Origin of the sequence: Pseudoalteromonas sp. FUC4 (assembly GCF_008370255.1) — a bacterium.
Classification (GTDB): Bacteria; Pseudomonadota; Gammaproteobacteria; order Enterobacterales; family Alteromonadaceae; genus Pseudoalteromonas.
Genome location: NZ_SEUI01000003.1, coordinates 421,954 through 447,357, shown reverse-complemented (window position 1 = coordinate 447,357; position 25,404 = coordinate 421,954). Strand labels below are relative to the sequence as shown.

The 25,404-nt window shown below is 39.7% G+C and carries 25 protein-coding genes; 14 read left to right on the top strand and 11 right to left on the bottom strand.

All coding sequences use genetic code 11. The features are described from left to right. The first annotated feature begins 10 nt into the window (after positions 1-10). Complete coding sequence (locus EU510_RS11570) at positions 11-940, top strand: DMT family transporter (RefSeq protein ID WP_149593729.1); 930 nt, start codon at positions 11-13, stop codon at positions 938-940. Here EU510_RS11570 and EU510_RS11565 read toward each other — a convergent pair. The 3 genes from EU510_RS11565 to pdsO are packed head-to-tail and all read right to left on the bottom strand — an operon-like array spanning position 865 to position 4,263. Further along, positions 865-1,470 carry a class GN sortase gene (locus tag EU510_RS11565; RefSeq protein ID WP_149593622.1) on the bottom strand — a complete coding sequence of 202 codons (606 nt, stop codon included), beginning with the start codon at positions 1,468-1,470 and terminating at the stop codon, positions 865-867. The genes EU510_RS11570 and EU510_RS11565 overlap by 76 nt on opposite strands. Next, positions 1,467-3,485, bottom strand: a complete 2,019-nt coding sequence (locus EU510_RS11560; RefSeq protein ID WP_149593621.1) for a marine proteobacterial sortase target protein — start codon at positions 3,483-3,485, stop codon at positions 1,467-1,469. Before EU510_RS11560 ends, EU510_RS11565 begins: the two co-directional genes overlap by 4 nt. A 46-nt stretch (positions 3,486-3,531) precedes the next feature. Continuing rightward, positions 3,532-4,263 carry a sortase-associated OmpA-like protein PdsO gene (gene pdsO / locus EU510_RS11555; protein WP_149593620.1) on the bottom strand — a complete coding sequence of 244 codons (732 nt, stop codon included), beginning with the start codon at positions 4,261-4,263 and terminating at the stop codon, positions 3,532-3,534. Positions 4,264-4,467: 204 nt separating this feature from the next. On the opposite strand from pdsO, the gene pdsR reads away from it, so the two are divergent. The 3 genes from pdsR (at position 4,468) to EU510_RS19910 (ending at position 7,607) form a co-directional block, all read left to right on the top strand. Beyond that, positions 4,468-5,157, top strand: coding sequence for a proteobacterial dedicated sortase system response regulator (gene pdsR, locus EU510_RS11550; RefSeq protein ID WP_149593619.1), 690 nt, complete (start codon positions 4,468-4,470; stop codon positions 5,155-5,157). Next, on the top strand, positions 5,157-7,292 hold the full coding sequence (pdsS, locus tag EU510_RS11545; protein WP_149593618.1) for a proteobacterial dedicated sortase system histidine kinase: 2,136 nt from the start codon (positions 5,157-5,159) through the stop codon (positions 7,290-7,292). The genes pdsR and pdsS overlap by 1 nt, the downstream gene beginning before the upstream one ends. 150 nt (positions 7,293-7,442) lie before the next feature. Next, entirely contained in the window at positions 7,443-7,607 is a 165-nt protein-coding gene (locus tag EU510_RS19910) for a hypothetical protein (RefSeq protein ID WP_182196201.1), read from the top strand. 5 nt (positions 7,608-7,612) lie between these two features. Here the strand turns inward: EU510_RS19910 and EU510_RS11540 are convergent, their stop codons facing one another. Further along, positions 7,613-8,863, bottom strand: a complete 1,251-nt coding sequence (locus tag EU510_RS11540; RefSeq protein ID WP_149593617.1) for a multifunctional CCA addition/repair protein — start codon at positions 8,861-8,863, stop codon at positions 7,613-7,615. A 132-nt stretch (positions 8,864-8,995) separates the two neighbouring features. On the opposite strand from EU510_RS11540, the gene EU510_RS11535 reads away from it, so the two are divergent. Beyond that, positions 8,996-9,223, top strand: coding sequence for a hypothetical protein (locus tag EU510_RS11535; RefSeq protein WP_007581571.1), 228 nt, complete (start codon positions 8,996-8,998; stop codon positions 9,221-9,223). Positions 9,224-9,238: 15 nt separating this feature from the next. On the opposite strand, the gene EU510_RS11530 is transcribed toward EU510_RS11535, so the two are convergent. From EU510_RS11530 to EU510_RS11515, 4 genes are read right to left on the bottom strand one after another with little or no spacing between them, the layout of a single operon-like run. Continuing rightward, positions 9,239-9,739, bottom strand: a complete 501-nt coding sequence (locus EU510_RS11530; RefSeq protein ID WP_149593616.1) for a DUF1543 domain-containing protein — start codon at positions 9,737-9,739, stop codon at positions 9,239-9,241. A gap of 8 nt (positions 9,740-9,747) precedes the next feature. Then, positions 9,748-11,097 (bottom strand): sigma 54-interacting transcriptional regulator, encoded by a 1,350-nt coding sequence (locus EU510_RS11525; RefSeq protein WP_149593615.1) that lies wholly within the window; start codon positions 11,095-11,097, stop codon positions 9,748-9,750. Positions 11,098-11,099: 2 nt separating this feature from the next. Continuing rightward, positions 11,100-11,645: a hypothetical protein gene (locus EU510_RS11520; RefSeq protein ID WP_149593614.1), complete on the bottom strand. Its 546-nt coding sequence runs from the start codon at positions 11,643-11,645 to the stop codon at positions 11,100-11,102. A 1-nt stretch (position 11,646) separates the two neighbouring features. Next, positions 11,647-13,104 carry a sensor histidine kinase gene (locus EU510_RS11515; RefSeq protein WP_149593613.1) on the bottom strand — a complete coding sequence of 486 codons (1,458 nt, stop codon included), beginning with the start codon at positions 13,102-13,104 and terminating at the stop codon, positions 11,647-11,649. 331 nt (positions 13,105-13,435) lie between these two features. On the opposite strand from EU510_RS11515, the gene EU510_RS11510 reads away from it, so the two are divergent. From EU510_RS11510 to EU510_RS11485, 6 genes are all read left to right on the top strand, one after another. Continuing rightward, a complete protein-coding gene (locus tag EU510_RS11510; protein ID WP_149593612.1) occupies positions 13,436-13,669 on the top strand; it encodes an EF-hand domain-containing protein in 234 nt (77 codons plus the stop codon). 24 nt (positions 13,670-13,693) lie between these two features. Next, positions 13,694-13,921 carry a hypothetical protein gene (locus tag EU510_RS11505; protein ID WP_149593611.1) on the top strand — a complete coding sequence of 76 codons (228 nt, stop codon included), beginning with the start codon at positions 13,694-13,696 and terminating at the stop codon, positions 13,919-13,921. Positions 13,922-14,101: 180 nt separating this feature from the next. Then, positions 14,102-14,338: an EF-hand domain-containing protein gene (locus EU510_RS11500; RefSeq protein WP_149593610.1), complete on the top strand. Its 237-nt coding sequence runs from the start codon at positions 14,102-14,104 to the stop codon at positions 14,336-14,338. 9 nt (positions 14,339-14,347) lie between these two features. Then, positions 14,348-14,584: an EF-hand domain-containing protein gene (locus EU510_RS11495; RefSeq protein WP_149593609.1), complete on the top strand. Its 237-nt coding sequence runs from the start codon at positions 14,348-14,350 to the stop codon at positions 14,582-14,584. A gap of 135 nt (positions 14,585-14,719) precedes the next feature. Next, positions 14,720-16,396, top strand: coding sequence for an amidohydrolase (locus EU510_RS11490; protein ID WP_149593608.1), 1,677 nt, complete (start codon positions 14,720-14,722; stop codon positions 16,394-16,396). A 103-nt stretch (positions 16,397-16,499) separates the two neighbouring features. Continuing rightward, positions 16,500-17,171 (top strand): FlgO family outer membrane protein, encoded by a 672-nt coding sequence (locus EU510_RS11485; RefSeq protein WP_149593607.1) that lies wholly within the window; start codon positions 16,500-16,502, stop codon positions 17,169-17,171. A 55-nt stretch (positions 17,172-17,226) separates the two neighbouring features. Here EU510_RS11485 and EU510_RS11480 read toward each other — a convergent pair whose 3' ends face one another. Beyond that, the gene (locus EU510_RS11480) at positions 17,227-18,066 is read right to left on the bottom strand and encodes an HDOD domain-containing protein (RefSeq protein ID WP_149593606.1); all 840 of its coding nucleotides are present in this window, start codon (positions 18,064-18,066) and stop codon (positions 17,227-17,229) included. Positions 18,067-18,361: 295 nt separating this feature from the next. On the opposite strand from EU510_RS11480, the gene EU510_RS11475 reads away from it, so the two are divergent. Next, positions 18,362-20,062: a dipeptidyl-peptidase 3 family protein gene (locus tag EU510_RS11475; protein WP_149593605.1), complete on the top strand. Its 1,701-nt coding sequence runs from the start codon at positions 18,362-18,364 to the stop codon at positions 20,060-20,062. Positions 20,063-20,117: 55 nt separating this feature from the next. Here the strand turns inward: EU510_RS11475 and EU510_RS11470 are convergent, their stop codons facing one another. Further along, positions 20,118-20,651 carry a fused DSP-PTPase phosphatase/NAD kinase-like protein gene (locus tag EU510_RS11470; RefSeq protein WP_149593604.1) on the bottom strand — a complete coding sequence of 178 codons (534 nt, stop codon included), beginning with the start codon at positions 20,649-20,651 and terminating at the stop codon, positions 20,118-20,120. A 202-nt stretch (positions 20,652-20,853) separates the two neighbouring features. Then, entirely contained in the window at positions 20,854-21,252 is a 399-nt protein-coding gene (locus EU510_RS11465; RefSeq protein WP_149593603.1) for an HIT domain-containing protein, read from the bottom strand. Between the two features lie 111 nt (positions 21,253-21,363). Between EU510_RS11465 and EU510_RS11460 the strand changes: the two genes are divergently transcribed. Both EU510_RS11460 and EU510_RS11455 read left to right on the top strand, forming a co-directional pair. Then, the gene (locus EU510_RS11460; protein ID WP_149593602.1) at positions 21,364-23,589 is read left to right on the top strand and encodes a S9 family peptidase; all 2,226 of its coding nucleotides are present in this window, start codon (positions 21,364-21,366) and stop codon (positions 23,587-23,589) included. A 143-nt stretch (positions 23,590-23,732) separates the two neighbouring features. Beyond that, a complete protein-coding gene (locus EU510_RS11455; protein ID WP_149593601.1) occupies positions 23,733-25,370 on the top strand; it encodes a methyl-accepting chemotaxis protein in 1,638 nt (545 codons plus the stop codon). Positions 25,371-25,404: the final 34 nt, after the last annotated feature.

Below are 25,404 nucleotides of genomic sequence, written 5' to 3'. Positions count from 1 at the left end.
ATTACTCTTTATGCCTGCCAGTTTATGTTTAATTATTGCCACCTTTTTATGGGGCAGCTCTTTTATAGCGCTCAAATACGCCATTGCTATTTACGACCCTGCATTAGTGATATTTTTACGCATGCTCACCACGTTAGTTTTGTCGCTTTGTTTATGGCGCTACGTTATTCGGTTTGAGTATTTAAAAGGTGACTGGAAGTATTTAGTGGGTATGTCGCTTGCTGAGCCTTGCTTGTACTTTTTATTTGAAGGCCATGCAATGGAATACACATCAGCCTCGCAGGCCGGTGTTATTGTCTCTTGCTTGCCTATTATTATTGCGTTGCTTGCCTTTGTATTACTTAAAGAGCATATAAGCAAAGCTATTGTTGTCGGTTTTACGCTGTGTATTGGCGGCAGTATTTTACTTACGCTTCTTTCACCCAGTACCGACCAAGCACCTAATCCGTTACTGGGTAACTTTTTAGAGCTTATGGCGATGGTGTGCGCTGCATTTTATACCGTAAGTATTAAACATTTAGCTAATCGCTACTCACCCCTGACTTTAATTGCGTTGCAAGGTATTAGCGGCAGCTTGTTTTTTGCGCCATTTTTATTTTTTATCGACCTACCAAGCGAAAACCAACACGACTTAACTGCGCTTATGAGCATTTTGTATTTAGGTTCGTGTGTAACCCTTGGCGGCTATGGCATGTACAACTATGCAATTAGCAAGGTATCGGTATTAACCGCTGCTGCGTACTCTAATTTAATTCCTATTTTTACACTTATTTTGTCAGCTATTATTTTGGGCGAAGTGCTCAACGTTTGGCAATGGTTGAGTATATTTGTGGTATTTATTGGCGTAATGATAAGCCAGCGTCATCAAGAACTTGTGGTGGATATACCGCTTAGCGAATCAGGCGAAGACATTTGCGCAGATACAAGCAATCTTAAATGAGTACCCGAGGCAAGCGAATCAAAAGGGTAGCAGGTAAGCAAGTACAGCCCAGGTGTTTGTAAAAATGAGTTTTGGGATTGATGAATAACCTCAATCCCCGTTACCTTATAATTTTGAATCACCCCACTTTGCAGTTGCAAAGTAAACGCCTCCCCCACTTTTGCGTTTTGTAAAAATGCAAAGTGGGTGTCGTTATGCCCAGCTATTAGCGCGCCTTTTTCGTTTCCAAATTTTTTCCCGCCAAGCTCCCCTGCGGGTAAGAATTGGCTAGGCGCAAACGCTAAATTACGACCACTCGCTCCAGCCAATACACTTAATGTTTTATTATGGCTTGGCCAATCAAGCTTTGCGGTCACGTAGCTGTCGGCGTAATACCACGGCTTTACTTTAGTGCTGGGTGATTTAAGCGCCTCTTGCCATGCTTGCTCAATTAATACTTGAGCAAGCCACGCTTTTGCCTGCATATAAGCGCCGTGCCCAAATAATCCAAGCCCAGCTATTAGTAAGCCCGCGCTTAGCCACTTTTTCATTTACGTGCCCTGCTTAATTTAAATGATCGGTTTATTTTAAGGGCGCCAAATCCCAATAATAAAATACAGCCTAGTAATATATGTAACCTACTTTGCCCATCGGTTTGCGGTAAGCGCATTGCCATACCTTGCGGTACTGCATTAGTAGCTTGCGCCGTTTGCTCTGCCACTTCTTTTATTTGAGTTTGTTCAATCGCTATAAAAGCAGTAAACGGACTAAGTAATTGATGAGTAAGCGCAAGCTCCTGTACTTCATCTTTAACTACACTTTGCTCGTTGTATAAAAGTAATGACTTGATTTTTTGGCGCGCCCACAGTTTTGCTATACCTTGAGCGCTTGAACTATTTTGTGTACTTAATTTAATACTTAAAGGCCCTTGTGCTGTTTGCCCAGAAAGTACCACATTTTTAGCATTATTAAGCTTTATAGCGACCATGATAGGCTCGCCAAAATATAAATCAGGTAGTGGTGATGGCCAAAAATCTAAGTTGTTACCGCTTTCATCGCTTAGTGCCAAATTAGTAATAGCCGGATGTGCTAGCTTATCAAACAACTGCTGCATTTTAGGTTGCACCTCGCTTGTGCTGCCTATAAACGTGAATGAGCCTTTACCTATATCTGCCGCTCGGCGCATAAAAAAGCTGTTAGGTGCGCTGCCAATACCCACTGTAAATAAGCGGCTATCGCCTAACTTACTTTGAATATTTTTAAATAATGCGTCCTCATTGCTTACGCTGCCATCAGTTAAAAATACAACTTGGCGTACAAAACCATCAAACTCGCTGCCATCAAGTACGGCATTAAGCGCACCTTGTATTTCAGTGCCGCCGTCAGCTTCTAGGCTATAAATAAATCGCTCTGCACGGCGTAAATTAAAGTCACTGGCTATAAGTGGTTTATCGCTCATTGGAGTTACTATGTTGTCAAAACCAATAATGTTAAAGCTGTCGTCGCTATCGAGTAATGAAAGTGCATAAAACAACGCTTTTTTAGCTTGCTCCATAGATTGCCCATGCATAGAGCCTGACGTATCAACGACAAATACCATTTCGCGAGGTAAGCGCTGCGTTTGTGTAAAGTGATCCCCTGGTGGCATTAGCATAGCAAGCCCGTATCGGTCACCATTTTCAAACTGCTGAGTAAAAAATGCGGCTTGAGCTTGCTCTTTTTGCAGCGGTTTAAACTCAAGTACAAAGTCGCGATTAACTGCATTTGTCTCATTTAACGCTATTTTATATTGCCCAAATGCTGTGTTTTGTACATCAACATTATGAAATTTAGAATTGATATCCACCAGTTCTAAGCCTACGTCTATATCAATGTTTAAGCTAAATTGGCTGCTTGGTACGCTATCATTTTGAGTACTGCTTTTAATACTGTAAACAGGACTTAACCATCCCGTTGGAAGCGGATTAACGTGCGCTTGATTTTGAGTATTAACCTCAACCTCACCACTAATCGCGTGATAACGCGGTGTAATGGTAGTAGGAAATCTAATAGCAAATGTACCACTGCTGTAGTCAATTATTTCTTGATACTCAAGCTCAATTACTACTTGCTCACCGGGGCCAATATTAGCCACATTCGTAATAAACATATTCGCACGTTGTTGGCGAACTAAAGCCGCTTGCTTACCTGCTTTTTTAGCCTCCTCGTATTTTTTTTCGGCCTCCACTTTTTTATCAATTTGGCCTTTAATGACTCGCTCACCAATGTGCATGGTCATGGCATGCACGGCGCTTTCATCAGGCAATGGAAAAACGTAGCGCGCATTAACTGCAAACGGGTTTTCGTTTTGATAGGTTTGCGTTACTACAACATGGTTGATCAGACCGGTTAAGGTCATATTGGCGTCGCTTTTTAATATTATAGCTGGGCCTGCTGGCGCACCACTGCTATCAAAAAGCTCTAACTTGGGTGATTGTGCCTGGCTTTTAAAACTTGCTAACAGCACAATCACTATGAATATAAAAATGCTTACTTTAGTAAGCATTTTGGTTGGTTTACTCAACATAAAATCACTCCATCGAACGCTTTGTTTTACTTAGATTCAGTTAGATTTAGTTACTCGCCGTTTGGCCATTTACTGGACTCATTGAGCGAGTGGTAAGCGTTACGCGTCTATCAAAAAAGTTATCTTCCACCGTGTTGCTGTTAGCCAATGTTTGCTGCTCGCCAAATGCCTGCGTGCTTAAACGTTTGTGGCTCACACCGTGTTTTATTAAATAGCTTTGCACGGCATTTACACGCGCTTTAGAAAGTAAAAGGTTGGCTTGCTCATCGCCGCGTTGATCGGCAAAGCCACTTAAATCAAGTGCGAGTTGTGGTTGGTTGTTTAACAAGGTAACCAGTTGGTCTAACTGCAGTGCAAAATGCGGGGCAATAACACTTGAACCTGTTTTAAATTGCACTGTCATGGCTAGTAAGTTATTAATTTGAACTTGAGTTAACTGCTCATTTTGATTGGCAAGCACTTCTAGCTGCTGCTCTAACATATTGTTGTGGTTAAGCACGTGTTGGTAATCGCTGGTTTTTTCTTTCATTACTGTAATGGCACGCTCTTGCTCTGCAATTTTGTTATCAGCTACTTTTGAATCGCCTATTAAACCACCGGCAAATGCCCCAATAAATGCACCTATTGGCCCGCCCACTACGCCGCCAATAATAGCGCCTGCACCTAAACCAATAGCCGTTTCTTTATGGGCTTCTTTTGATGGCGTGTTAGATGTTGAGGCAATTGCTGGAGTACAAAAACTAGCAACGAGTGTTAATGCGATTAATGTCTTCTTCATGATTTGATCCTTAAACTTACTTTTTAATTTGTGATGTTTTGTTTTGATGGGTGTATTAAAACAAGCTCAAGTGGCAGCAAAGGGGAGCAAAAATGGCAAACTGCTGAGCAATTGTGGCAAAAAAATGGCAATTGCCTTTTTAAGCGTACTTAGCTTAAAAACTTCGTTATAGTGCACAACAGAAGCAATAGGATAATGATTAAGATGAAAAAAATAGCCATCGTTGAAGATGAACCCGCAATCCGCGAAAACTACATAGAAATGCTGAGCGCACAGGGCTATCAAGTAAGGGGCTTTGCCGACCGTGCCAGCGCTGAAGCTGAATTTAAAAATGCCCTGCCCGATTTAGCCATTGTTGATATTGGCCTAGGCCATGAAATAGATGGTGGTTTTTTACTGTGCCAAACATTGCGATCGCTTTCTAAAACGCTGCCTATTATTTTTTTAACCGCCCGCGATAGCGAAATAGATACCGTATGCGGCCTACGCATGGGTGCCGACGACTACCTAACAAAAGACATAAGCTTGGCTCACTTGGCTGCGCGTATTGGGGCGCTGTTTCGTAGAATGGAAGCACTTGAACAACCCGCTGATGCAAACGCACTCATAACACGCGGGCAGTTAACGCTCGACACGCAACGTATGCAGGTATTTTGGCAGCAACAATTAGTTGATTTAACCGTAACCGAATTTTGGATGCTGCATTCACTCGCCCAGCGACCAGGCCATGTTAAAAGCCGTAACGAATTAATGAGCGATGCAAAAATTTATGTAGACGACAGCACTATTACTTCGCACGTAAAACGTATTCGTAAAAAATTTATAGCACTCGACAGCACCTTTGATTGCATAGATACCGTGTATGGCATGGGTTACAGGTGGGAACAACACTAATGCTACGATTTGGCCTGCGCAGTAAATTTATATTGCTTTCATGTTTTTTGTTTTTGCTACCGTGGCTTGGCTACGAGTACGTATGGGAAATGGAAAAGTTTTTACGCCAAGGCCAAGAAAAAACTCTCGTAGGCACCACTCGCGCACTTGCTACTGCATTACATGAGCGACCTGCGCTGTTTGACGAACAAACTAATTTTTTAGATCAAGTAGTAAAAGGCCGTGATTTATACGCTTATAACCTAAAAAACCCTATTCAGCTCGATGGTAAACTCACCGATTGGGACAGCTACCAACCGCTGTTTTGGCATTACGATAAGCGCTACTTACAAAAAATAGACAACAAACATCAAGCCAGTGACTTATCGTTTGATCATATGGTGGGAAAATTTGATAACTACTTATACGCCGTATTTAAAGTCACCGACAATACTCTTATTTATCGCGCTAAAAACAGCTTAAGCATTACCAATAACGATTACTTAAAAATTGGCTTAAAAACCCCAGGTGGCCAATTTCAAACGTATATTATTGCACCGCGCAAAAATGGCTGGGTCAATGCGTTTGACGCCAACACCAAAGCCCCTTTTACAAAAATTCAGGGCTATTTTGAAAGTACCGAATCAGGTTATAACGTAGAGCTGCGCTTTCCTATTAGCATGCTAGGCAACAAACTTGGCTTTGCTATTGTTGACATAGATAATAAAGAGGCACTGCTCGAGCCTAAAATAATGTCGACCTCAAACTTAAATAACCCAAATGATTTAGGATCAGTATTAGTCCCTTCTCCAGAAATTAGCCGTATTTTAAAAGGTATGGGGCACAGTGGTAGCCGCATTTGGGTGGTCGATAACCATCATCGTGTACTTGCGCAAACCGGCACTATTCAAAATGCCGATGGCGTATGGGCTGATGGACTTGCTAACCAGGCACCTAAAACTTGGTGGCAGCGCTTTGAGCAAAATTACTTACACCCTATTTACTATAAAATATTAACGCGCCCCGAAAATGAGTTTTTAGATACCCTGCACGATGTAGCCTCTATGCAGGGCACACATTTAGCGAAAGCATTAAAAGGACAACCAGCATCGTCTTGGCGCTTAACCCCTGACAGCAAAGCCGTTATTTTATCGGCCGCTTACCCTATTTGGATTCAAGACCAAGTAATTGGCGCAGTAATAGCAGAGGAAACCACAAACGGCGTACGTACGCTGCGTAATAAATCGCTCGAAAAACTCTTTAACGTTATTTTAGCTGTGATGCTAATTGGTACTGTCACCCTATTCTTTTTTGCCTCGCGTATATCGAGCCGTATTAGGCGACTGCGCGATACTGCTGAGCAAGCGATTGATGCACAAGGGCGTGTTACCGGCAGTATTAATTACAGCGACGCTAACGATGAAATTGGCGACCTGTCGCGTAGTTTTTCAAACATTGTGAGCCGACTTGGTGGTTATACCGATTACTTAGAGAATATGTCGTCGCGGTTGTCGCATGAGCTGCGCACGCCGGTTGCCGTAGTGCGCTCATCGCTTGAGAACTTACAAAGCTTGCCACAAAACGAGCTGAGTCAAAAATACCTCGATCGCGCCAGCGAAGGCGTTGAACGCTTGGGTAAAATAATAACTACTATGAGCGAAGCCACTCGTCTTGAACAAAGTATTCAAAGCAACGAGCCTGAGCCTTTTGATTTACAAAAAGTAATAAATGGCTGCATGCAAGGCTATCAGCTTACTTACCCAAACCAGTTATTTACGCTTGATGTATGCCAAAACAAATTACCGATGCAAGGTGCACCGGAGTTTATAGCTCAGCTGCTTGATAAACTTATTAATAACGCGCTGGAGTTCAGCAAAGCCAATACGGCTATTAATGTAGGCCTTAAGCAGAGCGAAAATAAAGCAACATTAACAGTGAGTAATACAGGCCCTGCTTTACCTGAAGGATTAACTGAGCATATTTTTGATTCAATGGTATCTGTGCGTAGCCAACAAATGCAGCAACAACCACATTTGGGGTTAGGGCTTTATATTGTAAGGCTGGTATGCGATTACCATAAAGGCAGTGTAACCGCGCAAAACAACGAGCAAGGTAATGGTGTAGTGTTTACTGTGAGCTTGCCTTTACACAACTAAAATAGCTAATAGAGCGGTTTAACGCGCCGCTTACCCCTTCAAAACTGCCGATTACAATTTAGTACGACTTCAAATGTAACTATTCACTTTTTATTCAGTCGAATAACCATACCCTACATCATATTAAAGTATTAAATTGAAGGAATACTCATGAAACCATCACTCGAGCGTGAAGAATTAGATTTTATTTTTGACTTATACAGGCCCTCAAAAAAGCCCAAGTCTGAAGAGGTAAAACCAAAAAACACCAATTACAAAGAGCTAAGAAAGCACGACGCGACTAAGAACCAAGGCGTATCGCACTACTTAGTCTAATTTTATTATGCTTGGGACTTCTCATGTTCTAAAAATGCTTTAATGCAGTTTATTTCTGCAAGTTTTACTTCTTCGCCTATTTCAGGGCCTTTTTTGCCATTTTTAAGTGCATTTTGCACTACCAGCTTCTTATCCACTTTTTGCAGTTCAGTATGAATTGCTCGCAGCTTAGTTGCTTGCGGGTATGGCTTATCTACCAATGTTTCACCACGCCCTTGTGCATCGCATTGGCACGCTTGAGTAAACGCGATAAAACGTTCTGGGTGCACCAACGCATTTAAGTTACTTACTATTAGCTTGTGAATGGTTTGCGGCCTTAACTGATCAATCGTGTGGCAAAGGGTGTGGTTATCACTGGTGAGTACACCAACATCGCGAAAGCGATTAGGTACTTTTAAGCGCTCACAAAACTTTTCAACTACCGCAACACCTTCGCGTTCGTGCCCACGTAAATTTCCATACTTTTTAAAACTAAGTGCTTTACCAAAGTCATGAGTCAGGGCTGCAAAACGAGTGTCTAAGTTAAAATTTAAATCAGCTGCACGTCTAAGTACCAGCATAGTATGTACAAATACATCACCTTCGGGGTGGTGATTTGCTGGTTGCGGTACATTAACCATGCGCTCAAGTTCAGGAAATATCCCCAAACCTTGCAGTGCTTCAAAATAAAGTTCGGGGTGCTTCTCGCCAAGTGCTTTTTCGGTTTCGAGCCATACGCGTTCGGGTACTAAATGATTGAGCTCACCTTTGTTTTTAAGCTCACACATTAATGCATACGTACTTGGGTGAATACGCCAGTCGCTGCCATAGCGTGCTAAAAAACGGGCAATACGCAGTACTCGAACAGGGTCTTCTACGAAAGCTTGTGTGGTGTGGCGCAATATTTTATTTTGTAAATCGCTTTGGCCATTAAACGGGTCAATAATATTACCGTATTCATCAAGCGCCATTGAGTTAATGGTCAAATCACGCCTTGCTAAATCTTCTTCTAGCGTAACGGTTGGGCTCGCATCAACCACAAAGCCGGTATAGCCTTTACCGCTTTTTCGCTCAGTACGGCCAAGTGCATATTCTTCTTTTGTTTTTGGGTGTAAATAAACTGGAAAGTCGCTACCTATTGGCACAAAACCAAGCGACTCCATAGTTTGTGGCGTCTCGCCTATAACTACATAATCGTTGTCTTTTGATTCTATGTTTAGCAGTTTGTCGCGCACTGCACCACCAACGAGGTAAACTTTTTTTAAGTTACTTTTCACTTTATTCCCATAAACATTAATAAAATTGTTTGATACTAATCATAACATTAATTAAAAAATTCTGCGGTGTTTGCCAAGCTTAAGTAAGCTCATTACAATGGCGCATTATTTTCAGCTATAGCCACGCATTTAATGAAAAACCATTCATCAAAAAAAGAACTTATGTTACTACCCATTTTATTAGTGGTTATTTTAATGTGTGTGGCGGGCCACTTTTTACTGCAAGCAAACTTTCAAGACAGTAATGTGGTTGAATACATGTTAGCAGCACTGCCGTTTGCTATGTTTGGATTGGTTATTGTGGCATTTAAAATGGCGGCTAAAAGCGAAAAGGATGAACAAAACGAGCAGGACTCTTAGTCCTGCGTTGCTGATTTAAAGTACGTGGTAGCCAAACCAGTCTGGCTTTATTGTTTGAGCTTGCCTGCTTGGAGTCAGCTTAATATTTAATTGACTGTCGAGTAAATCAATCGCAAAGCAATCGTCTACGTCGTGCAAATCGTCTTTATGGATATGGCTAAGGCCTGCGAGTAAATCATTTTTAGCGCGCTCTTTAGCTTCATGGCTACTGCTTGCAACATACAATGCAAAGTCATGTTGCTCAGCCATGGAGTCACTTCTGTAAGCGCCTAAATTTACAAAATAAAGTTGTTTATTTTGCTCCACATAGCTATCAACCACTTCTACTTTAAATCCATCAATATGATTAATTGCCATGTAGCTATCCATGTGAACATTACTTCTGTCGCCTACCCACTGGCTTTTTAACTTTGAGTAGGTTTGCTCTATATTCTCCCCTACTACAAAGCGAATATCGTGCATTTCAATATGGCAACCCTGAATTCGACCGCCTAAATACACCATAAATAACTGCATGCTTTTCCTTAACCTAAATTATCAACATCAATATTATGCTTTTTAATCAACTTATAAAAATCTGAGCGATTGCGCTTAGCAAGCTTAGCGCCTTCAGCTACGTTACCACCTGCCATTTTTAAAGTGTTAATTACATAGTCGCGCTCAAACTCTTTTTTAGCGTCGTTTAGTGATAATGGTTCTACGTTTGTTTCGTTACTATTTAGCGCAGCTAACACTAAGTGCTCTGAAATAACATCACTCGGTGTTAATGCTACAACCTGCTCTACAACATTTTGCAATTGGCGGATATTGCCTGGCCAGTCGTAGCGTACAAGCGCATGCATAGCATCGCTTGCAAAGTGTTTTTCAGTTTGGTTCATGCGCTTAGCAATGCTTGCACTAAAGTGCTGTGCTAATAAGCTTATATCTTCGCGGCGCTCACACAGTGGCGGTAATTTTAAATTAACTACGTTTAAGCGATAGTATAAATCTTCTCTAAATTGCTGGTTTAAAATAGCTTCAGGAAGATTTTTATGTGTTGCCGATACAATACGTACATCAATTGCTATCTCTTCTTGAAAGCCTACTGGGCGAATTGTTTTTTCTTGTAATACGCGCAGTAACTTAACCTGTAAGTTAAGTGGCATGTCGCCTATTTCATCTAAAAATAACGTGCCACCTTCTGCTTGTTGAAACAACCCTTGGTGATCTTTAATTGCGCCCGTAAAAGAGCCTTTTTTATGGCCAAATAATTCGGATTCTAAAAGCTCGCCCGGTACAGCCCCACAGTTAATTGCAACAAAAGGTCCGTCGCTTACATGGCTATGTTGATGAATAGCCTGTGCAAGTAACTCTTTACCTGTACCACTAGCCCCCGAAATGAGTACATTAACTTGCGTTGGCCCAAGTAGTTTTACTTGCTCGAGCAAGTGAAGCATTGTGCCACTACGCGTAACTATATTGCTTTTTGGCGCAGCTTCATCAGCGTTCACACCGTGAATTTCTATCGCTTTAGCAAGGCTGTCGAATAACTCATCTTTATCTACGGGTTTAGTTATAAATGCAAAAATGCCTTGCTTGGTCGCTTCTACCGCATCAGGAATAGAGCCGTGCGCTGTCATCATAATGACAGGTAATGCAGGATAGCGGCTTTGCAGCTGACGATGCAGTGCCATACCATCCATTTCATCCATACGTAAGTCGGTTATTACCGCGTCAAACACTTGGCTTTTAAGTATTTGTAGTGCAATTAAGCCACTTTCACAGGTCGTTACTTCGTACCCTTTTGATTCAATGCGAATAGCGAGCAGTTTTAATAAGCTAGCGTCGTCGTCAACGAGTAATACTTTTGCACCTTGCGCTTTAGTTGCTGCCATAGTTACTGCTCCTTAGTTTCTTCTCGTAGTAAAAGCTGTTGCTCAATAGTTGCTAACGATGAGAGGGTTTCTTGCATTTTATTGTTAAGTGCTTGCTGCTCTTTTTTAGCATTTATTTGCATAGTTACTTGCTGCTTTTGAAGCCATAAATATTGCTTTATGTCATCAGGCCAAAAGTAAGCAAGATCGAGTTTTAGCAACTTAGTCATTACTGTATTTGGATCATCATTTATGTTTAAGCACATAAATTTAAAAAAGCGTTTAAGCTCGTTTTCGCCTGTAAAAACATCTTTGCTAGGCACTAATTTGAATCCACCACACTGATTAGCGTGCCATGCAATAACTTGCTCTGCAGGAGGATAGCTAGGTTCAATTTTTGGTCTGGGTTTTGGACTAGGTTTACTGTTTTTGTCGTTTTTTATTTTAGTATCGACCACAGGTGCTGGTGTAATTAACACACGCTCTTCTTGCCCATTATTAATTTCACAACCTGATATAACCATGCTGCTACTGAGCACACTTAAAATAGCGATTAAACGCAAGCGCATGTTAATTAACTCCTAGATTTTTTTTTATGGGAATTTTAATTGAAAACCGGCAACCATGTGGCTCGTTATGCTCAACAGTCAGTGTTCCTCTTAACTGTTCAACAGATTCTTTTACAATAGTTAAGCCCAGCCCACTGCCTTGCAGCGTAACATTTTTACTGTGTTTACCTTGATAAAACGCGCTGAAAATTTGGGTTTTTTCTTGCTCTTTAATACCGCACCCTTTATCAAGTACAGCAATGCAAAGTTGATTTTGCTCAAGTGCTAAATTAATAGTCACGATCTGCTTATCTTCTGAAAATTTTAAACCATTTGAAATAAGCTGAATTAAAATCATCTCAATAAGCTCACTTGGTAAAGCAAGCGGTTTATTAGGTAAAGTATTTTGCCATTTTAGAGCCTGCTCACGTGCACTTAAACGATGCTCAAAATGGCTATTAATTTTATTAATAAGGAGGCTAAATTCAACTTCGCTTAGGCTGTCTTTACTGGTGCGAATCGCATTATAACTCAGCAGGCTGTCAATCATTGTTCGAAGGCGCACCATAGATTGGCTAATAAGCTCAAGCACTGCTTTTTGCTCAGCGGTAATTGGGCCTACTATTTCATCAGTTAATAAGTCAGTGCCTTCAACCATTGAAGCAAGCGGCGTTTTTAGCTCATGAGTTACATGGCGTAAAAAAGTATCTTTTTGCTGCTCAAGCATATGAAGTTGCTCTTGTACCCATTGGAGCTTTTCTCCTAGCTCAACAAGTTCAGCTGAGCCCTTAACTGATATTTTTTGCTGCCAATGCCCCTGCCCTAGCTTATCAATAACCGTAGTTAACCCTTTTAATCGCCCACTTATGCGCCATAAAAAACCACCACCTACAATTAAAGTCAGTGGAATAAGTGCCACCAGCCAGTTTATAAATGAGGCTTGTAAGCTTGTCAGCTCATTTTGGTTATTGGTAATTTGCGCTTCGTTTTTATCACGTAGCCATAAAGTAAGTTCAGCAACTAAATCGCTCACTGGCACAAACAACTCAGCTTGTTGTTGTTTTTGCTCAACAAGTTCTACATGCGCAGTTTGTAAGGTGGTATATAAGCGCTGCCATTGGTGGGTATAATCTTTATTCGTGTTTACAAATTTAAGCTCATCGATACTTTGCAGGGATGATTGCCATTTATCAATAATTAGCTTGTCGAGTGATTCACTTTTTAACACCCAATTTTGCCTAGTGGCACGCTCAAGGCTGTTGAGTTCTTGCTTTAAAGTATTAAACGATTTAGTAACTTGGTAGTTGTTACTTACAATACTTTGAGTAACCGCTAACTGCTTATTGAGGGCATTTAAAAACACAATTACCACTATAGAAAGGGGTAGTAACGAAAGCAGCATACTCATTGCAAATTGCCCAATTAAATTAGGCCGCCAGTTAAGCATTGCTTGGTATTTTTTAGCTATGGTTGCTGGCATTGCGTTTCGTCCTTTTAAGTTAAGTGTTCTATTATTAAGTGCTTACCTTATACACTAGCTGAACCAGCAATTATATTTAATACGATTAACAACTAACACTCCTCAAATAGCGTGTCGCCAAATAGAGACAACGTAACTTGTTGATTTTACTAAACACCCTTTTAACCTCACTAAATAGTGTTGCAAAAGGCGCACAAAAATTACAACAAACCCAGTAAAAATTTCTCATTCCCTCCAAATTAAAAATATAAACACTTGAAAAATAATAACAATTATTATTGGCACCATTTTTGTAATAAGAATAATAACTTTAATCGATAAGGAAATAATTATGAACAAACGCATTTTAGTAATTTCATCATTACTGGCTTTAGGCTTTTTAGGCGCTAATGCACACGCAATGGACGTTCACGCGACTTTTAACGAGCTTGATAAAGACAGTAACGGCACATTAAGTGAAGCCGAAGCAGGTGAAGATGCCGTGTTACACGAGAATTTCTATCAAATTGATACTAATCAAGATGGGCAATTGTCGCTAGATGAATTCAAAAAATTTATTCAATAAACTCATTTAATAAGGAACGTGATTATGAAACAACTTATAGCCGCTTTTTCATTAATGTTTTTAGCAATTAGTGCAACTGTATTAGCGTCGCCAACAAACGTGCGTTTTACCCATTTAGATAAAGATATGGATGGGAAAATATCAATTGTAGAAGCCAAGGAAGATAAAGAAGTAATGAGACAATTTACTGACTTAGATGAAGACGGTGATGAAAAAGTCTCAAAAAAAGAATTTGAAAGCTTTAAACCTTAATCAGTAATTACTGATTAAGGTTTACTTAAGCTTGTTATAGGTAGACTGGAATTAAAAGCATTTGCCATAATCCCTGAGGGAGTGTGTAAAAGGATTTAATGTTGGGAGTTAAATTACGGCAAGTGCTTTTTCCTCTTATTTCAGCCACAAAGTTTTAATACATCTTTTGGAAGGAATGCCATGAAGATACTTTCTCTAGTTATAAGCATTTTAATGCTATTAAGTTTTGATGCCGCTGCACTTGATGTAAAGCAACGCTTTGATCACCTTGATAATGACAAAAGTGGCTATCTGACACATGACGAACTTGATCCTCAACCACAACTTTTAAACACATTTGTAAAATGGGATAAAAATCAAGATAACCAAATTTCGTTAATCGAATTTAAAAATTACCTTACTAATAACCTCTACTGAGTATTTTTCATGAAAAAAACAAGCTATATAACGCTTTTTGCGTTTAGTATTTTTAGCACATTAGGCTTTGCTGCAAGCAACAATGTTGCAGAGCAATTTGAAAAACTTGATAGAAACCAGAATGGTTTTTTAACACGCGCAGAAACAGCTATAGACCCCGCTCTTTGGTCTCGGTTTTCAAGCTACGATCAAGACAAAGACGGTAAGCTAACGCTTAGTGAATACAGTTTATACGCTAGTAAATAAACCCTTTTCAAAAGCTAGATATTTTTATGTTCTAGCTTTACTACTTATTTCTTCATCATAACTTGTCTCACACATTGGTATTATAAAATTGGGTTTGCTAATGTTAACGTACTAAAAATAAAAAAATAATGCCTTATGTTACTCAAAAAAATAATCAAGCCTCTCATCCTAGCAAGCCTTTGTGCTAGTTCTAGTTACACTCTCGCACAAACTAAAGTAATTTATAACGCGAATGGTTATACCCCTTTATACCAAAGTGAGGTACAGCAATTTACTACCCTCGTTATTAAAAATGGCAAGGTAGTAAAGCTAGGTAGCGATACACTTAAAGATAGTTACCCAGACGCCAAACTAATTGATGCACAAGGTAATACCTTATTACCAGGCTTAATTGATGCCCATGGGCACGTTATTGGCCTAGGAGATAACTTATCGCAACTTGATGTACGCGGTGCAAAATCAGTTGATGAAGTAACAAATAAACTAAAAGTATTTGCCGATAACAAACAAGGTTGGATTATAGGGCGAGGCTGGAACCAAGAGCTTTGGGCTGATACACGCTTTCCTACGGCTAAAGATTTAGACAAAGTAGTTAACGATCGACCTGTGGTACTTTCTCGAGTTGATAGCCACGCCATTTGGGTTAATTCAAAAGCGCTCGAACTTGCTGGTATTACCGCCCAAACAAAAGCACCTGAAGGCGGTGAGATCATTAAGGACGAATTTGGCAATCCTACGGGGATTTTTGTAGACAAAGCAGAATCGCTAATTACCCAGCATATGCCAGCCCCTTCAAAACAAGATATAAGTGACTCACTAGATGCAGCAGGTAAACATTTATTAAGTTTAGGCATTACCTCTACTCACGATGCAGGTATTGATAAAACAACGTGGGAGGTTTACAAAGAGCGCGGCGACCTTGGTAATTTACCGCTACGTATTGTGGCAATGTTGAGTGGGGCAAGCCCTGATTTAGATAAAATGTTAAAGGCAGGCCGATACCACGACAAAAATGACTTTATGGAAATTCGCAGTGTTAAAGTTTACGCCGATGGCGCACTGGGTTCTCGTGGTGCAGCACTTATTGAAGAATATGCAGACAGACCTGATCACCATGGTTTAATGCTTGAAACACAAGAAAAACTCGAAGCACTCTTTACACAAAGCTTTAAAAGCGGCTTTAGCGCAAATACTCACGCCATTGGCGACAAAGCAAATAAAGTAGTACTTGATGCCTATCAAAATGTGTTTAAAAAAACGGGCGGTATATTACTGCGAAACCGAATAGAGCACGCCCAAATTGTAACGCCTGAGGATATCCCTCGTTTTAAAGCGTTAAAAATAATCCCTTCAATGCAGCCGGTGCATGCCACTTCTGATATGCATATGGCAGAGCAGCGTTTAACTGAAAAACAACTAAGCGGCGCCTACGCGTGGCAAACATTTTTACAGCAAGGTTCGGTGGTTGCGGCAGGCTCTGATTACCCTGTAGAGCTTGCAAATCCATTTGATGGTTTGTATTCAGCTATCACACGTATGGATCATAACAAACTACCGGAAAACGGCTGGCGCGCAAGTGAAGTACTAAGCCGCGAAGATGCATTACGTGCATTTACTCTCGGTGGCGCCTATGCAGCTCATCAAGAATTTAAGGTGGGTAGTTTAGAAAAAGGTAAATGGGCCGACTTTATTTTAATTGATAAAGACTACTTTAAAGTGCCTGTTGAGGAGATATACAAAACAAACGTACTGCAAACATGGGTAGCAGGTAAGCTTCGCTACAAAAAAGAAGAGGTTACAAAAGCACCATAATCAAAAATAAACAAATTAATTATTAAATTTAATTAAAGTAATCAAAAAGTGTGTCGATAAGGAGGGGTATTTATAAAATCCCCTTATGTTTCAGGAAGAAAACATGTTATCAAAAAAAATAACTCTTACTTTATCGGCACTTTTTACACTCTCAGCTTGCTCTACTCATCCTGTTTACAATGGGCATGCACCACATAACAATATTGGCTATAATAATGCCCATAATCGCTATACTGAAAATAATCAGCCGCGCGTGAGTAACTGGCAGTTTCCTGAAAATAACTACCGCCCAATTAACAGCAGTAAGTTACTAAGTAATTACACAGAGCAATTAGCAATGAAGCTGATTGAAAATATGAATTACATAAATAGTAGTACGCCTATCGCTATCACTTCGTTTGTAAATTTAGACGATAATCTGCAAACCACTAATATTTTTGGTAATCATTTAGCTGAAAGCTTTATTACTGAATTACAAGAGTTTGGTTTGTCTGTTGTTGATTACAAACATACAGGTACAGTGCACGTGACGCCTTTGGGTGATTTTTCGTTTAGCCGAAATGGTAAAGACATTAAAGGCTATCCACATATTGAATACACTTTAACTGGCACACTTACGTACACTAATCGTGGCGTTATTGTTAATGCACGTATTATTGGTGCTAAATCTAAAGTAGTTGTGTCATCAGCTAAAGGGTTTATACCAAGCTTTGTAGTTGAATCGCTATACCCCACTCGTAGAACCGATGGGATAGTATTAGACGCCATTCAATAAAAAAAAAAAAGGATTAACGTAAGTTAACCCTTTTTGTTTGTGTAATAAAACATGTTTAGCTAAACATGTTTTTCACATCAATTAGCATATCGTTGTATTCATCACTTGTGAATAATTGCATAGATGGTATTACACCTTTATCTATGTATGTTTGCAGCGCTGCCGATTTATCAGAAACTTGTAACGTCCCCTCTAAAATAGCACCTACTCTTATAAAATCTACGTAACTAACCTTATCAGGTTTGTAACTTGGATCTGCCCAGCTTAGAGCCACATCTACAAACTCTTTAGGAAACTCCCAAGCTTGCATGATGGATGAGCCAATTTTTCCACTAAGCTTTTGAATTGCGTGTGCTAAAAAGCTTGGATTTGCAAATACTTCTGGGTGGCGCTCAGCTTCAGTTAAAATTGGTAATACACCAATATTATAAACAAGTGCGGCGAGTGTAATTGAATCACGGTTTAATGAAGTGTGTTTATTGTTTTTTAAGTAAAACTCCATGAGTGTTATTGAATGACTAGCAACGGTTAATGTTTTTTGCCATGCCTTACCCATGTAGCCTTTAATTAGCTCATTGTTTGATACAAATAATTGCTCCATAGCCATAGCCGTTGCAATATTTTTAATTTGGCGCAGTCCAATACGCGTCACTGCTTGATGCAAATTAGATACTTTTACAGAGCGTCCCATAATTGCACTATTAGCTACTTTTATCATACGTGCTGAAAGCGCTGGATCTTGTGAGATTACGTCTGACATTTGCATTAAATTCACATCAGGGTTATCTGCAGCTTGGCGAACCTTAATCGCTACTTCAGGTAACGTTGGTAAAACCAACGTATCGTTATTTATTCTATCGACTAGAATCGTTAATAAAGCGTTTTCTGTAGACATAAAGCTACCGTCCTTTTGTGTTCAGCCTGTAAAGTAACTGCAAACTCAGGCAGTTAATTTTTGTATTAGTAATATAATTAGTATTATCTAACTTACCGATAAAGTTAAGAAAATTATAGAAGTTTATTTTTATTTATAATGTTTTACCGCTCATGCTTGCCTTACAACGCCAAATACTTGCTATTTACTATTTAGTTTTGCTTTAATGCACTCACAATAAGGAAGCGTTTGTACGTATTTAGCCTTTTAACTAAAACAGTACAATTATTAAACTTACTTTTTAACAGGCAATATAATGATCTTAAATAAAATTAGCCAAGCAATTATGCTCTCTGGTGTTGTTTTTCTTAGTGCATGTTCTGAACAAGCACCGTCTTCTACCGACAACACAGCCGTAGAGCTTGCTCAAAAAAGCAGTGCACAATCAGGTCCTAAGCTTATTAATGCAGATAAACAACGTTTAGATATTTACACCGACTTTAGCTTGAAAAGTGATTTATCGCACTTGAGCGACAACCAAAGAGCGATGGTTGGAAAGCTTATTGATGCTTCAAAAATAATGGACGAATTATTTTGGAAGCAATCTTTTGGTGAGAATAAAGATGCTTTTTTAGCAAAGTTAGGTAACGAAAAAGTACGTAAATTCGCCGATATTAACTACGGTCCATGGGATCGTTTAAATGGCGATGAAGCGTTTTTATCTAGCTATAAAGAAAAGCCTCTTGGCGCACAATTTTACCCTGCCGACATAACTAAAGAAGAGTTAAACAATGCAGACGTAAAAGACAAAACAGGGCTTTACTCTGTAATTAAGCGTGATGAGCAAGGTAAACTTTATAGTGTGCCATATTCAAAAGAGTATGCCGTTGAGCTTGCAAAAACAGCCGATCTTTTACGTGAAGCAAGTAAACTTGCCGATGATAAAGAGTTTGCTAATTACCTAAACCTGCGTGCTGACGCTCTACAAAAAGATGACTTCCAAGTTTCTGACTTTGCTTGGATGGACATGAAAAACAACCCAGTAGATGTGGTTATTGGCCCAATTGAAACTTATGAAGATCAATTATTTGGTTACCGTGCTGCTTATGAATCTTACGTACTTATTAAAGATTTAAAATGGAGCGAACGTTTAGCTAAATTTGCAGCATTTTTACCTGAACTTCAAAAAGACTTACCAGTTGATGCCAAGTACAAACAAGAAGTACCAGGCTCTGACGCCGATCTAAATGCCTATGATGTTGTTTACTACGCAGGGCATTCAAACGCTGGCAGCAAAACAATTGCAATTAACTTACCAAACGATGAGCAAGTACAGTTAGAAAAAGGAACTCGTCGCCTGCAACTTAAAAATGCGATGCGCGCTAAGTTTGATAAAATCTTAGTGCCAATTTCAGAGCAGTTAATTGTACCTGAGCAGCGTAAACACATTACTTTTGATGCCTTTTTTGCCAACACTATGTTTCACGAAGTAGCGCATGGTTTAGGTATTAAAAATACAATTACTGGTAAAGGAACTGTTCGTCAATCATTACAAGAGCACGCGAGTGCACTAGAGGAAGGCAAAGCCGATATTTTAGGTTTGTACATGGTTGAGCAATTGCTTAAAAAAGGCGAGATCACTGAAGGTACACTTGAAGATTACTACACAACGTTTATGGCTGGCATATTCCGCTCAGTACGTTTTGGTGCATCAAGTGCGCATGGTCAAGCGAATATGATCCGCTTTAACTTTTTTGCACAAGAAGGCGCGTTTTCTAAAAATGAAGCGGGCTTATATAGTATAAACATGGAAAAAATGAGCACTGCTATTGCTGACCTATCTCGCTTAATTTTAACCTTACAAGGTGATGGCGATTACGAAAAAGTAGATCAACTAATTGCAACCCATGGTGATATTAAAGAGGAACTTGCTAAAGACTTAGAAAAACTAAGCAAAGCAAATATTCCTGTAGATGTTACGTTTAAACAAGGTAAGGAAGTTCTAGGTTTAAAATAACCTAGCACGGTGATAATTTAAGAGCGCTGTAGTTTATAACTGCAGCGCTTTTTTATTATTTATCGTTTACCACTTCACGCACTACAAGCTCTAGACTTTTCATACCCCAGCGTTTTCCTTTATCAAGCGCGGCCTCTACATCAAGACCCTGCTCATGTGCTGAAATTGCAATCAACGCTCCAACTCGATTGCTACTTGCGCAATGCACTAAAATCGATTTTCCCTCAAACTCATTAAGTAAGTTTGTTAAATTACGCGCATTCTCAACAGTAACATCCTTCGCACCTGCAATAGGTAATGCGTGATAGCTCATCCCTAAAGATCGCACAAGCTCACCTTCATCCCACGTTTGTTCACTAGAGGAGCGTAGGTTTATTACATGCTTTACACCTGCAAGTGACAACAGCTTAATTTGCTCTGCACTAGGTTGGGCGGCAGAGTAAACATGATTACTATGTTCAACTAAATTTTGTATGTCTGTTTTTTTAACAGTTTCAGTGTTAACTGGCTGCTCAGTTGCAACAGCAAAGTACCCACCTGATAATGCGACAATAAATAAACCCGTACAAAGTTGATTGATTAGTTTCATTTTATTCCTTATTGATTAGAATCTGTTGACCTTCAGTATTAAAATTTTTCGACGTAGGGCAGCGCATATTTGGCATTTATACTACGTTATCGCCTATTTATGCGAAGCAGACGCACAACATAAACATAAACTCGGCCTTATCTAAAAACTAAACAGACTACTAAAAATTTAACCCCGAAAGATAAATAAATCCGAACAGCTATTAAAAATGGGTTTTTAATTTTACTATTTGCTCATCAGTATAAGGGACTGCAGGAAATTTACCCCAAATTGGCGCAGGCCAAGCAGCATCACTCGTAAAGCGCGCAATATGATGAATATGTAATTGCGGTACCATATTACCTAAAGCCGCTACGTTTAACTTATCCGGACTAAACACATCCATTAATAACTTACTTAACTTGGCTGACTCTTTTAAATAAACTATTTGATCATCCTCAGATAAATCAATTATTTCTCTTAAGTTAGCCTGCCTTGGCACTAATACAAACCACGGATACTGACTATCGTTTAATAAAAGTACTTTACACAGCGGCCAATCGGCAAGTTCTATACAGTCGCGTTTAAGCTCTGGTGCAAGTTCAAATTTAAGGTTCGTCATTGTTATGTCCTACTTTGTCTTTAATAATCGCCACTTTATAGCATTTAGTTGCAGTTGCACACGCTTGGCTTTAACATCAAAGCAATATTTATAATAAGCTAAGGCAACCTTGTGCTAAAAAAAATAAAACACCTCTCACTAGCCCTACCGTTAATGGTTGGCGCTATTAGTGTTCAAGCAAAACCTTTATCGTTGGAACGTATTTTTGACGATCCAAGCCTGTCAGGTAAATCGCCTGTACAACTTAAATTTTCGCCTGATGGCAGCCGTGTAACTTACCTGCAAGGTAAAAGCGATGACTACAACCGCTACGATTTATGGGAATACAATCTAAAAGATAACACCAACCGTGTGCTAGTTGATTCGGCAAAGTTATTTTCAGGCCCAGAAAATCTATCTGATGAAGAAAAAGCCCGCCGCGAACGCCAACGTATTTTTGGTAAAGGCATACTTGAGTACAAATGGTCTAAAGACGGTAAAGCACTTTTATTCCCACTTAATGGCGACCTTTACTATTACGATTTAGCCTCTGCTAAAAGTAAAAAACTAACCGACACTGAAACATTTGAAACCGATGCACGCTTTTCACCTAAAGGTAATTATGTATCGTTTATTCGTGGACAAAATCTTTATGCTTTAGAGCTTGATTCAGGAAAAGAAATTCAGCTTAGTAAAGATGGCGGTGGCGTAATTAAAAACGGTATGGCCGAGTTTGTTGCTCAAGAAGAAATGAGCCGCATGACAGGTTACTGGTGGTCAGGGGATGAAACTAAAATTGCCTATACCCGTGTTGACGAAACGCCAGTAAAAGAAGCTATCCGTAACGAAATTTACGCTGATGAAGTTAAGTTATTTAACCAACGCTACCCGTTCACTGGTACCGATAACGTAAAAATCCAACTGGGTGTTGTTAAACTTAACGATCAAAAAGTAGATTGGATTGATTTAGGTAAAGACGAAGACATTTACATTTCACGCGCTAAATGGCTGAAAGACGGCAATACATTGTCGTACCAATGGCAAAATCGCTCGCAACATAAATTAGAGCTGCGTTTTTATAACAGCGAAACTAAAGCACAAAAAGTAGCATTAACCGAAAACAGCGAAACGTGGATTAACCTACATTTTGATCTTGAGTTTTTAAAAGACAAAAAGCACTTTGTATGGGCATCTGAGCGCGATGGTTTTAAACACTTATATCTGTATCGCACAAACGGTCAACTTGTTCGCCAAATTACTTCTGGCGATTGGGCTGTTGATAGCTTAAAAGGTATTGATGAGAAAAAAGGCATTGTTTACTTTGCCGGTCGAAAAGACACTCCTCTTGAGAGCCATTTATACAGCGCGTCTTTATTTAAAAAAGGCGATGCTAAACGTATCACCGAAAAAGGTCAGTACCATAATGTTGTGCTAGCAAAAGACAGCAAAACCTTTATCGACAATAGCTCATCTGATAGCACACCAAACTCAGCAGCGCTTCGTAAAGTAAATGGCGAATTTATTACATGGCTTGAAGAAAATAAGCTAGATAGTAGCCACCCCCTTACGCCTTATTTAAGCGACTTAACAAAACCAGAATACGGCACAATTAAAGCCGAAGATGGCCAAGTTATGTATTACCGCTTATTTAAGCCAAGTAACGTAACCGATGGCAAAAAGCATCCTGTTATTGTTAATGTGTACGGCGGCCCGCATGCTCAGCGAGTAACAAATAGCTGGCGCAGCAAAAACTTGTATTTTCAATACATGGCGCAACAAGGTTACGTAATTTTTCAACTAGATAACCGTGGTTCGTACAACCGTGGTAAAAAGTTTGAAGATGCTATTTATAAACACTTAGGTGTAGTGGAAGTTGCCGATCAAATTAAAGGCGTAGAGTTTTTACGTACACTTGATTACGTAGACCCACAACGCATTGGTGTTTATGGCCACAGTTACGGTGGCTACATGGCACTTATGACTATGTTTAAAGCGGGCGACTACTTTCAAGCAGGCGTATCGGGTGCTCCAGTAACTGATTGGGCTCTATACGATACGCATTACACTGAGCGCTATTTAGGTCACCCCGATACGAATGCCAAAGGCTACGAAGACAGTGCAGTATTCCCATACGCCGATGGCTTAAAAGGTCCATTAATGATTTATCATGGAATGGCCGACGATAACGTGTTGTTTACGCATTCAACTAAATTATTTAAACAACTACAAGATAACGAAAAACAGTTTGAAATGATGACCTACCCAGGCTCTAAGCACAGCTTACGTGGTAAACAAGTGCAAACGCACTTACATCAAACCATCACAAACTTCTTTAATCGTCATTTTGATGTTAAATAATTAAACCATTTAAAAATAGACCAAAGGCTGATTGAAATATCAGCCTTTTTTTTGTCTTAATAGGTTATTAAGCCTAGATTAAACGCCCTTTTTAGCTACGCTTATTCTATGCGCTAATGCGCACACTTATTGAGGATAAAAGTATGCCTAATTTACGTAGTTTTAGTATATTCCAGCGCTTTTCACTGTTAATAGCCATTGTTGTATTGGGCCTAATAGTACTGAGTATATCTAGCCTAACTCATCAATATAGTTCGCTAAAAGACGAGCAATACATAAAAACCCAAAATGTAGTAGAAACCGCATACAGTGTTATTGAACATTACTATGCACTTGAGAAAAACAACACCCTCACGCAAGAGCAAGCTCAAATCCAAGCTCTTGAGACTGTAAGGACCCTACGCTACGACAAAACTAATTATTTTTGGATAAACAACTACCAACCAATAATGGTAATGCACCCTATAAAACCTGCGCTTGAGGGAAAAGACTTAACCAATAATAAAGACCCCGACGGCAAAGCGCTATTTGTAGATATGGTTAATATTGTTAAACAAAACCGCGAAGGTTTTATTCCTTATAAATGGCCAAAACCAGGTAAAGAGCAACCTGTAGATAAAATAGCGTTTGTAAAAGGCTTTAATCAGTGGCAATGGATTATTGGTTCAGGGGTTTACCTTGATTCAATTGACGAAGCATTTAGTAAGCAGCGTAACCTTATACTTTTTAGCGCATTAATAATGATTATTGCAGTTATAATCCTCAGCTACTTTATAGGTAAGAGCATATTAACCCCTACCCGTCTAGCTGCCGATATGATGAAAGATATTTCCCAAGGCGAAGGTGATTTAACCCGTACGCTAAACGAATCGGGTAATGATGAAATTTCAGAGCTGTCGCGTTCATTTAATTTATTTGTGTTAAAAATGCGAGAGTCGTTGGTTCATGTGTCTCAAAGTGCCGATGATGTAAATAAGCATGCCTATACCGTTGACGACTCTAGCAAAACTAGCCATTCGTTTATCGAGCTACAAAACGACAGCTCCACACAAGTTGCTGCTGCAATGGAGCAAATGACTCACCAAATCCACGATGTGAGCCGTAACGCCGAAGCCGCAGAGCAAGCAGCTAAAGATGCAGCGCAAAACGCATCTACGGGTAAAAATGTGGTGGCGCAAACAATAACAGCCATAGAAACACTTTCAAGCAACATAGAAACAGTCAGCCGTGTAACAGAAGATTTAGCCAACGAGAGTCATAATATAGGTTCTGTACTTGATGTAATCAGAAGTATATCGGAGCAAACAAATTTACTGGCATTAAACGCCGCCATTGAGGCTGCTCGCGCAGGAGAGCACGGCCGAGGATTTGCAGTTGTTGCAGATGAAGTAAGAACATTGGCAAGCCGTACAGGGCAAAGTACTGACGAAATTCAAACCATGATCACTAAACTACAAGAAGGTGCAAAAGCAGCAGTAGAAGCAGTTAAATCAAGCCAAGCACTTTCAGTTTCTACCGTAGAGCAGGCGTCATCAGCCAATACTTCACTTAATGAAATAGAACGACTTGTTTCAATTATTACCGAAATGAACAGCCAAATAGCACGTGCCACAGAGCAACAAACGCAGGCTGCCGACGAGGTTAATTTGCGTATTAATGAACTATCTCAATCAACCGAGCAATCATTAAATAATACTAAGCAGCTTACTGATGCCAGTGATAATCTCAAACAAAGTAGCGAAGGTCTTTCGAGCGTAGTTAATCATTTTAAATTAGATTAACCGATAGCGTCCTCATTAAATGCAAAAGCCCTGA